The sequence below is a fragment of the Streptomyces sp. NPDC006265 genome (assembly GCF_040613555.1).
In the GTDB taxonomy this organism is placed as follows: domain Bacteria; phylum Actinomycetota; class Actinomycetes; order Streptomycetales; family Streptomycetaceae; genus Streptomyces.
Window position 1 is genome coordinate 1 of record NZ_JBEXSH010000314.1, and the last position, 9,184, is coordinate 9,184.

Here is a 9,184-nt window from a genome sequence, read left to right on the forward strand (position 1 = left end):
CCTCCGCCGTCGTCATCGCGGTCGTGGCCTGCACGAGGAGCGAAGTGTAGAGGAGTTCGACCGCCTCCAAGTCGGTTTCGAAGCCGGAACTGTCCCCGCTTGTCGTCGGGGCAGTCCTCCCGGTGCACCCAGCCGTTCTTCTCCAGACGCGCGATGGCGTGCGAGAGGCGGGACCGGGTGATCTTCGCCAGCATCGCGAGCTCCGTCATCCGCAACCGCCGCCGCGGCGCCTCGGCGAGCTTGACCAGCAGGCCGTAGTAGACGTGCGGCATGCCCGCGTCGCGCTGCAACTGCCGGTCGAGATGGTCGTCGAGGAGGGTGACGCCCTCCATGAACGAGCGCCAGACGCGCTGCTCCTCGTCGGTGAGCCAGCGCGGTTCCTTGGGCTCCGCGGCGGAGCCGCTTGCCGGTGCGGATGCGGGTGCCTTCATGTGTTCCACTCTACGTGGACCCTCCTTGAACTTTAAACAAATGGCCCGTACAGTTTTGTAGGGAACCATGTTTTGGAAGGAGCCGCAGCATGTCCGCCGCCACCCAGGAGCGCATGCCCGCTCTGTACCTCAGTCACGGCGCACCGCCCCTGGCGGACGACCCGGTCTGGCCCGGTGAACTGGCCGCCTGGTCCGCCGGACTGCCACGCCCCAAGTCCGTGCTGATCGTCTCCGCCCACTGGGAGGAGGCCCCGCTCGCCCTCGGCGCCACCGAGACCGTCCCGCTCGTCTACGACTTCTGGGGCTTCCCGGAGCACTACTACCGGGTGACGTACGACGCCCCCGGCGCACCGGAGCTCGCCGAGTCCGTACGCAAGCTGCTGCGCGCCCCCGGCATGCCCGTCCAGGACGTCCCCGACCGCGGCCTCGACCACGGGGCGTACGTGCCGCTGGTCGAGATGTACCCGGAGGCCGACATCCCGGTCCTCCAGGTGTCCATGCCGACGCTGGACCCGGTCCGGCTCCTGGAGGTCGGCCGCAAACTCGCCCCCCTGCGGGACGAGGGCGTGCTGATCGTCGGCTCCGGCTTCTTCACCCACAACCTGGCCGCGCTCCGGCAGGGCGGCATCCCCGCCTGGTCGGCCGAGTTCGACGACTGGGGCCGGCGGGCGCTGGAGGCGCGTGACGTGGACGCGCTGCTCGACTTCACCCGCAAGTCGCCCGCGGGGCAGCTGGCCCACCCGCGCACCGAGCACTTCGCCCCGCTGTTCGTGACCATGGGCGCGGCCGACGCGGCCGGGGAGCTGGACGTGCAGAAGTCCGTGATCGACGGGTTCTGGATGGGTCTGGCGAAGCGGTCGGTGCAGTTCGGCTGAAAGCAGCGTGCGCGTTCGGCCGACCGCCTACAGCGGCTTCTCGTACCAGGCCACGTCCCAGTAGCGGCCGAACTTGCGGCCGACCTCCCGGTAAGTGCCGACATGGCGGAAACCGAAGCGCTCGTGCAGCCGGGCCGACGCCTCGTTCGGCAGCGCGACGCCCGCGTAGGCACGGTGCAGGTCCTCGCCGGACAGGGCCTCGAAGAGGGCCGTGTAGAGCAGCGTGCCGACGCCGCGCCGGCCGGCCTCCGGGGCGACGTACACGGTCGTCTCCACGGAGGTGGCATAGGCGGGCTTCGTTCGGAAAGGGCTTGATGTGGAGTAGCCCAGAATCTCCTGTGGGTCCGCCGTCGTGGCAACCATCAGGCGGTGCGGTCCGTCTTCAGGGTGGGAGAGCAGCCAAGGGCGGCGCTCCTCCGGAGTGAAGATCGCGGTATCGAATGTGATCGCTGTCTCTCGTACATAGTGGTTGTAGAGGGCCGTGAGGGCCTCGAGGTCACCCTCGACTCCCGGCCTGACCTGCACCTCTGTGCGCTGCGACGGCATCGTGCCTCCCCGCGTGGCCGGACAGGGTACTGCATGATCAGAAAAATCGGAGGCCGGGTTGGGAATTCTGTCCTGATTCCAGTCGTTGTTTCCATCGGATGCAGGGCACCCGAGGAGAGTCCGGAGAGTCCCGGAAGACGGAGTCCAGCGTCCGAAGGACCACCCGCTGACCTCACCATCGCAAGGGAGCTCGCATGGCAACCCGTGCCGTCGCCCGTCGTCAGTCCGCCACCGGCGAGACGGCCGACGCGGCAAGCAGTGTTCGCGCCCATGGCGGCGAGATCGCCGACCGCGACCTGGTCGGCATGTACCTCGACGAGATCGCGCGCACACCACTGCTCGACGCCGCCAAGGAGGTCGAGCTGTCCCAGATCATCGAAGCGGGTGTGTTCGCACAGCAGATCCTCGACGGCCTGGAGGAGAACAAGGCCGGGGCCTCGCCCGAGGAACTGCAGGCCCTGGTCGACGCAAGCGAGCGAGCCAAGGACGTCTTCATCCGCTCCAACCTGCGCCTGGTCGTCGCGGTCGCCCGCCGCTACCCCCGCAGCGGTCTGCCCCTGCTGGACCTGATCCAGGAGGGCAACGCCGGCCTGGTGCGCGCGGTCGAGAAGTTCGACTACCGCAAGGGCTTCAAGTTCTCCACGTATGCGACGTGGTGGATCCGCCAGGCCATCACCCGCTCGATAGCGGACCAGTCCCGTACGATCCGCCTGCCCGTCCACCTCGTGGAGGAGCTCGGCCGGATCCGTCGTGTGCAGCGCGAGTTCAACCGCGAGCACGGCCGGGACCCGGAGCCCGCGGAGATCGCGACCGAGCTCGGCTCGACGCCGGAGCGCGTCACCGACGTCCTGGACTGGGCCCGCGACCCGGTCTCGCTGAACATGTCGGTGGACGACGAGGGCGAGACCCAGTTCGGCGACCTCCTGGAGGACACCTCGGCGGTGTCGCCCGAGCAGTCGGTGCTCACCCTGCTGCGCAGCGAGGAGCTCGACGACCTGATCGGCCGCCTCGACCAGCGCACGGCGTCGATCATCAAGATGCGCTACGGCATCGAGGACGGCCGGGAGCGCACGCTGACCGAGGTCGGCAAGGAGCACGGCCTGACCCGCGAGCGCATCCGGCAGATCGAGAAGCACGCGCTGCTGGAGCTGAAGAAGCTCGCCCGCAGCACCGGGTTCGACGCTGCGGCGTGACCCCGTCCGCGCGGCGGCCGACACCGGTGAGACGGTGAACGTCCGGGCGTACGACCCGTTCCCGCGGCCAGTGGGTGACGGAGCGTGTGCGCCCGGAGGGCACCGCGTACGCCGGGTGGCGAAAGACCGCGCAAACATGGCGATGTAACGCCGCTTCAATTCGCGGGGCTCAGGGAACAAGACTTCTGGGTCCACCAGTTCGGGCCCGGGGGGCCACGCCCCTCGCCCCCCCCCGACAGCCAAGTCCCGTCGCACTCCCCCCGGCGCCGGGACTTTCCCCGAAGCCGGGCTTCGGCGTCCTTCCCCCCGGACGTCGGGGCCCGGCTCTCTTCGTGCGTGACGCCGGAGGGCGGGGCACCCCGTACCTGAACCACGGGGTGGCCCGCCAGATGGCAGATTGTGTCACATGGGCATAGCCTGCCGGGCGTGAGCAGCACCACCCCGACCCCGCCGCCGTCCTCGCTGACCGAGCGGCGGAAGACCGAGACACGCATGGAGATCGCCCGGGCAGCGGCCGGCCTCTTCGTACGGCACGGCCTGCGCGCCACCCGCGCGGAGGACATCGCCCAGGCCGCCGGTATCGCCCCGCGCACCTTCTACCGGTACTTCGCCACCAAGGAAGAAGCCGTCGCCCCGCTCTACGCGGCCGGCGCCCAGCGCTGGGTGGAGGCGGTGCGCGCCGCTCCCGCCGACGCGGAGGTGCTCCACGCCCTGGAACAGGGGGTCCGCCACACCCTCACGGGCGTCGGCGTCTCGGCGTCCTCCTGGCAGTGGGTCCGCACACTGCTGCGTCTGGCCGAGGCGACCCCGTCCCTGCGCAGGGTGTGGGCGGAGGTCTGCCAGGCGTCCGAGCGGCTGCTGGCGGAGGTACTGGCGGAACGGGTGACACGTGCCGGGGCGCCTGAGAATCTCGGGGTGTCCACGGTACCTGACAGTGACGACAACGTTGCCGAAGGTCCTGCCCCGACCTCCGCCGCGCCACCTTCCCCGCCCTTCGCCGCCACGCCCGAGCTGCGCTTCTCCGCCGCCGTGGCCAGTGCCGCCGTACGTGCCGCCCTGGAGGCCTGGGCCGCGGGGGACGGCCCCGTCGAGGGCCCGGACGGGCCTGCGGAACTCGCCCTGCGCAATCTCGCGGCACTGCGGGACTTCCCATGGGGGCGGTGACACGGGAGGCCGTGAGGTCGTGGGGGTTCCCGCGGGGATGCGAGACGAGGCCTCACGCCCCGCCCGCGTCCCCTCCGGCCGCCGCCCTGCTCAACCGCGCCCCCAACTGCCTCACCGCCGTGACGAGTTGCTCCGGCTCGTGCACCACGAAGTCGCACTCCAGCATCGCCAGCCGGAACGCCACCCACTGCACCGCGTCCCCGACGGATCCCCGCAGCCGGCAGCTGCCGTCGTCCAACGGCTCGGGCGTGCCCAGCCAGTGGGGGACCCGGGCCGCGACGAAGTCGGCCGGGGCGGCGAACGTGACCTCGAAGTCGTAGGACTGCTGCTGCCGTTGCATCGAGCGCCGCAGGTACTCCGCCGCGTCCCCCGTCGGCAGTTCGCGCGGCACGAAGCGCGCCCCGGTGGCGAACGGCTCGCTGACCCGGTCGACCCGGAACGTGCGCCAGTCGTCCCGGTCGATGTCGTACGCGACCAGGTACCAGCGGCGGCCCGTGGACACCAGCCGGTACGGCTCCGTCAGGCGCCGCGTCCCGGTGCCGTCCGCCGCCCGGTAGGCGAACCGCAGCCGCTCGTGCCCGGCCACCGTCGAGGCCATGACGGTCAGGGTCTCGGGCGCGATGCTCGGCCCGTCCCCGCTGGTCCACGGTGTGGTCGCGGCCTGGAGGGTGGTCACGCGGTGGCGCAGCCGGCCCGGCAGGACCTGCTCCAGCTTGGCCAGCGCCCGCACCGACGCCTCGTCCAGGCCTTCCACCGCGTGCCCCGCCCCGGCGCGCAGCCCGACCGCGATGGCCACGGCCTCCTCGTCGTCGAGCACGAGCGGCGGCATGGCCTTGCCGGCGACCAGCCGGTAGCCGCCGTCGGCGCCCTTGGTCGCCTGTACGGGATAGCCGATCTCCCGCAGCCGGTCGATGTACCCCCCCAACCAGCGGCGGGTCAACCCCAACCCCCCGGATAGAAAGCCCCCCGGCCCAACAGCGGGGGGCTGGGGGGGGGGGGGGAGGGTGAGCCGAACAGCCGGAGTGTCCGTCGTCATAGCGATGAGGATGGCGCACCACTAGGACACGATCTGACCTAGTGGGGGTCTAACTTCGACGCATGAACTCCACCGACACCACCCTCGGCACGACGGGCGGCGGGACCGACCGCCGGCGCTGGTTCGCCCTCGCGATCGTGATGACCGCGGCCTTCATGGATCTCGTCGACGTGACGATCGTCAACATCGCCATCCCGTCGATCCAGCGCGAGGCCGGCGCCTCCTTCAGCCAGATCCAGTGGATCACCGCCGGATACGCCCTCGCCTTCGCCGCGGGCCTGATCACCGGCGGACGGCTCGGCGACATCCACGGCCGCAAGCGGATCTTCCTCGTCGGCATCGGCGGGTTCACGGTCGCCTCCGCGCTGTGCGGCCTCGCGGTGAACCCGGAGATGCTGGTCGCCTCGCGCTTCCTTCAGGGCGGCATGGCGGCGCTGATGGTGCCGCAGGTGCTGTCGATCGTGCACGCCACCTTCCCGGCGCACGAGCGGGGCAAGGTGTTCGGACTGTTCGGCGCGGTCGTCGGTCTCGGCGCCGTGTCCGGTCCGCTGCTGGGCGCGCTGCTGACCGAGTGGAATCTGTTCGGCTGGGAGTGGCGGTCGATCTTCCTGATCAACCTGCCCGTGGGTGTCGCGGGCCTGATCCTCGGCAGCCGCTTCATCACCGAGTCCAAGGCGCCGCGCGCCCTGAAGCTGGACCTGGTGGGTGTCGCGCTCGTGACGCTCGGCCTGCTGATGCTGCTCTACCCGCTCATCCGCGGCCGCGAGCTGGACTGGCCGGTGTGGGGGTACGTCTCGATGGCCGGCTCGCTCGTCGTCCTCGCGGTGCTGGTGGCGTTCGAGAAGCGCAAGGCCGCACGGGACGGCTCCCCGCTGGTCGAGCTGTCGCTGTTCCGGGTCAAGAGCTTCGCGGCCGGGATCGCCGTGCAGACCGTCTTCGGTGTCGCGCTCGGCGTGTTCTTCCTGGTGTGGACGCTGTACATGCAGCTCGGGCTGGGCTGGAGCCCGCTGAAGGCCGGGCTGACCGGGGTGCCGTTCTCGATCGCGGTGTCGGTGGCCGCCGGGATGTCGGTGCAGAAGCTGGTCCCGCGCTTCGGCCGCAAGGTGCTCCAAACGGGCGCGCTGGTGATGGCGGCCGGGGTGCTGCTCTACATCTGGGAGTCCGGGCACTACGGCCTCGCCATAGCTCCCTGGCAGATGGCCCTCCCGCTGGTCGTGATGGGTGCGGGCATGGGCCTGATCGTCGCGCCGCTGACCGACGCGATCCTCTCAGAGGTGCCGCGCGAGCACGCCGGTTCGGCGTCGGGGCTGATCAACACCGTGCAGCAGATGGGCAACGCGCTGGGACTCGGCCTGGTGTCGGTGGTGTTCTTCGGCACGATCTCCGACCACCTGCGGCCGGAGCAGATCGGTGCGGCCTTCTCGGACGCCTTCCAGAACGCGCTCGGCTGGGTCGCCGCGGTGATGGGCGCCATCTTCCTGCTGATGTTCGCCCTGCCGAAGCGCCCCGCACAGCACGTGGAGGGGGAGCAGGCGCCGGTGGAGGGGAAGGAACCGGCGCTGGTCTCCTGAGGCCGCGGCCGGGCGGCGGTCAGCGGTCCTTCGGGCCCGGCACCTTCGGGTGCCGGGCCCGCCCGCGTTTCTGGATGGGCCCGATTGGGTCCGAACCTGTTTACTTTGCGGAAATCTCGGCGTAGCCTCCCGCTGAAACCACACGTTCGGGCATGAGGCGGAGGCGAACGGACATGTACGCACCGGAGCGGCAGCAGGAGATCCTCCGGCTCGCCCGTGACGGCGGCCGAGTGGATGTCGTGTCGCTGGCCGAGCAATTCCAGGTCACGGCGGAGACGATCCGCCGGGACCTGAAGGCCCTCGACCGCGCCGGCCTGGTCCGCCGAGTGCACGGCGGGGCCATCCCGGCCGGGCGCCTCGACTTCGAGCCGGACCTCGCCGAGCGCGAGACGACCGCCGCCGACGAGAAGGACAGCATCGCCAAGGCGGCCCTCGCCGAGCTGCCCGGCGAGGGTACGGTGATCCTCGACGCCGGGACGACGGTGGCCAAGATGGCCGCCGCCCTCCCGCTGGAGGCCTCCCTCACCGTCGTCACGCACAGCCTCCCCATCGCGGCCCGCCTCGCCGACCATCCCGGCATCCAGCTCCACCTCATCGGGGGGCGCGTACGGCACCGCACGCGCGCCGCCGTGGACGCCTGGGCGCTGCGGGCGTACGGCGAGATCCGCGCCGACGTGCTGTTCGTGGCGGCCAACGGCTTCTCCGCCGAACACGGCCTGACCACCCCCGACCTCGCCGAGGCCGCCGTGAAGCGCGCGGCCGTGGCCGCCGCCCGCCGCGTGGTGCTGCTCGCCGACTCCTCCAAGCACGGCCAGGAGCACTTCGCCCGCTTCGGCGACCTGAGCGACGTGGACCTGCTGATCACCGACAGCGGGCTGAGCCCCGAAGACGTCGTCGCGATCGAGCGCGGCGGCACGGAAGTAGTGCGCGCATGATCCTCACCGTCACCCCCAACCCGTCCCTGGACCGCACCTACGAGGTGCCGTCCCTCGACCGCGGCGAGGTCATCCGCGCCACCGGCGAGCGGATGGACCCGGGCGGCAAGGGCGTGAACGTCTCGCGCGCCGTCGCCGCGGCCGGACAGCGCACCGTGGCGGTCCTGCCCCTGGGCGGCGCCCCGGGCGCACTCGTCGCCGACCTGCTCGACCAGCAGGGCATCGAGGTCGCGCCCGTCCCGGTCGCCGGAGCCACCCGCTCCAACATCGCCCTCGCCGAGTCCGACGGCGTCCTGACGAAGATCAACGCCCCGGGCCCCGAACTCTCCGGCGCCGAACGGGAACTGCTCCTGGAGACCGTGCGGCAGCAGTCCCGCGACGCCTCCTGGATCGCCTGCTGCGGCAGCCTCCCCCGCGGACTCGCCCCCTCCTGGTACGCCGAGCTGGTCGCCCGCGCGCACGCCGCCGGGGCACGGATCGCCCTGGACACCTCCGGGCCCGCGCTGCTCGCCGCCTTGCGCGAGCGGCCCGACGTGGTCAAGCCCAACGCCGAGGAACTCGCCGGAGCCGTGGGCCGCCCCCTCGCCACCGTCGGTGACGCCGTCAAGGCCGCCGAGGAACTGCGCGAGATGGGCGCCCGGGCCGTCCTCGCGAGCCTCGGCGCCGACGGGCAGCTGCTCGTCTGCGACGAGGGCGCCTGGTTCGCCGGCGCCCGCGTGGCCGCCGTCCGCAGCAACGTGGGCGCCGGCGACTCCTCCCTCGCCGGCTTCCTGATCGCCGGCGGCAACGGTCCCGAGGCCCTGGCCTCCGCGGTCGCGCACGGCGCCGCGGCCGTCCAGCTGCCCGGCAGCGTGATGCCGACGCCGGGCGACCTGGACCCGGCGGCGGTGACGGTCACGGCCGAGGTCCCGGCGGACCGTGTGCTGAAGGAGCCGGTGTCATGACCTACGACGAGCAGCGCGGATCCACGCGCGAACGGCGGGTCCCCTCCCCGTTACCCACCGGCCCCGCCGCCACCCCCGTCACCCCCCACCGCACCCCCGTCCCCCTTCCCGCCCACTCCTCCCACCGGGCGATACGCGTGCTAAGGAGCCCGCGATGAGCGACATGATCACGGCGGACCTGGTCGACCTCGACCTGTCCGCCGACACCAAGGAAGCGGCGGCGCGTGCGCTCGCCGAGCGCATGGTGGCCCTGGGCCGGGTGACCGACCTGGACGGCTTCCTCGCCGACGTGGCCGCCCGCGAGGCCCAGATGCCGACCGGCCTCGACGGCGGCATCGGCATCCCGCACTGCCGCAGCGAGCACGTCACCGAGCCGACGCTCGCCTTCGGACGCAGCGCCGCGGGCATCGACTTCGGCGCCCCGGACGGCCCCGCCGACCTGATCTTCCTCATCGCCGCGCCGGCCGGCGCGGACGACGCCCATCTGAC

10 protein-coding genes are annotated in these 9,184 nt (G+C 71.8%); 7 read left to right on the forward strand and 3 right to left on the reverse strand.

Translation table 11 applies throughout. The annotated features are described in order from the left end of the window. Positions 1-431, reverse strand: a 431-nt coding sequence (locus tag ABZ281_RS24150; RefSeq protein WP_356658575.1) for a MarR family transcriptional regulator, incomplete at its 3' end; no start/stop codon positions are given. Positions 432-520: 89 nt separating this feature from the next. On the opposite strand from ABZ281_RS24150, the gene ABZ281_RS24155 reads away from it, so the two are divergent. Further along, positions 521-1,306, forward strand: a complete 786-nt coding sequence (locus ABZ281_RS24155; protein WP_356658577.1) for a class III extradiol ring-cleavage dioxygenase — start codon at positions 521-523, stop codon at positions 1,304-1,306. Between the two features lie 27 nt (positions 1,307-1,333). On the opposite strand, the gene ABZ281_RS24160 is transcribed toward ABZ281_RS24155, so the two are convergent. After that, positions 1,334-1,852, reverse strand: a complete 519-nt coding sequence (locus ABZ281_RS24160; protein ID WP_356658579.1) for an N-acetyltransferase family protein — start codon at positions 1,850-1,852, stop codon at positions 1,334-1,336. A 194-nt stretch (positions 1,853-2,046) separates the two neighbouring features. Between ABZ281_RS24160 and ABZ281_RS24165 the strand changes: the two genes are divergently transcribed. After that, the gene (locus tag ABZ281_RS24165; RefSeq protein WP_142163091.1) at positions 2,047-3,045 is read left to right on the forward strand and encodes a sigma-70 family RNA polymerase sigma factor; all 999 of its coding nucleotides are present in this window, start codon (positions 2,047-2,049) and stop codon (positions 3,043-3,045) included. 426 nt (positions 3,046-3,471) lie between these two features. Continuing rightward, a complete protein-coding gene (locus ABZ281_RS24170; protein WP_356658581.1) occupies positions 3,472-4,209 on the forward strand; it encodes a TetR family transcriptional regulator in 738 nt (245 codons plus the stop codon). A 52-nt stretch (positions 4,210-4,261) separates the two neighbouring features. Here the strand turns inward: ABZ281_RS24170 and ABZ281_RS24175 are convergent, their stop codons facing one another. Continuing rightward, on the reverse strand, positions 4,262-5,245 hold the full coding sequence (locus ABZ281_RS24175; protein ID WP_356658583.1) for a WYL domain-containing protein: 984 nt from the start codon (positions 5,243-5,245) through the stop codon (positions 4,262-4,264). 62 nt (positions 5,246-5,307) lie between these two features. Here ABZ281_RS24175 and ABZ281_RS24180 point away from each other — a divergent pair, with 62 nt between their 5' ends. The 4 genes from ABZ281_RS24180 to ABZ281_RS24195 form a co-directional block, all read left to right on the forward strand. Next, complete coding sequence (locus tag ABZ281_RS24180) at positions 5,308-6,816, forward strand: MFS transporter (protein WP_356658585.1); 1,509 nt, start codon at positions 5,308-5,310, stop codon at positions 6,814-6,816. A 173-nt stretch (positions 6,817-6,989) separates the two neighbouring features. Then, positions 6,990-7,751, forward strand: a complete 762-nt coding sequence (locus ABZ281_RS24185) for a DeoR/GlpR family DNA-binding transcription regulator (RefSeq protein ID WP_356658587.1) — start codon at positions 6,990-6,992, stop codon at positions 7,749-7,751. Further along, a complete protein-coding gene (gene pfkB / locus ABZ281_RS24190; RefSeq protein ID WP_356658589.1) occupies positions 7,748-8,695 on the forward strand; it encodes a 1-phosphofructokinase in 948 nt (315 codons plus the stop codon). The genes ABZ281_RS24185 and pfkB overlap by 4 nt, the downstream gene beginning before the upstream one ends. Positions 8,696-8,849: 154 nt before the next feature. Then, the coding region (locus ABZ281_RS24195; protein WP_356658591.1) for a PTS sugar transporter subunit IIA at positions 8,850-9,184 on the forward strand (335 nt) is incomplete at its 3' end.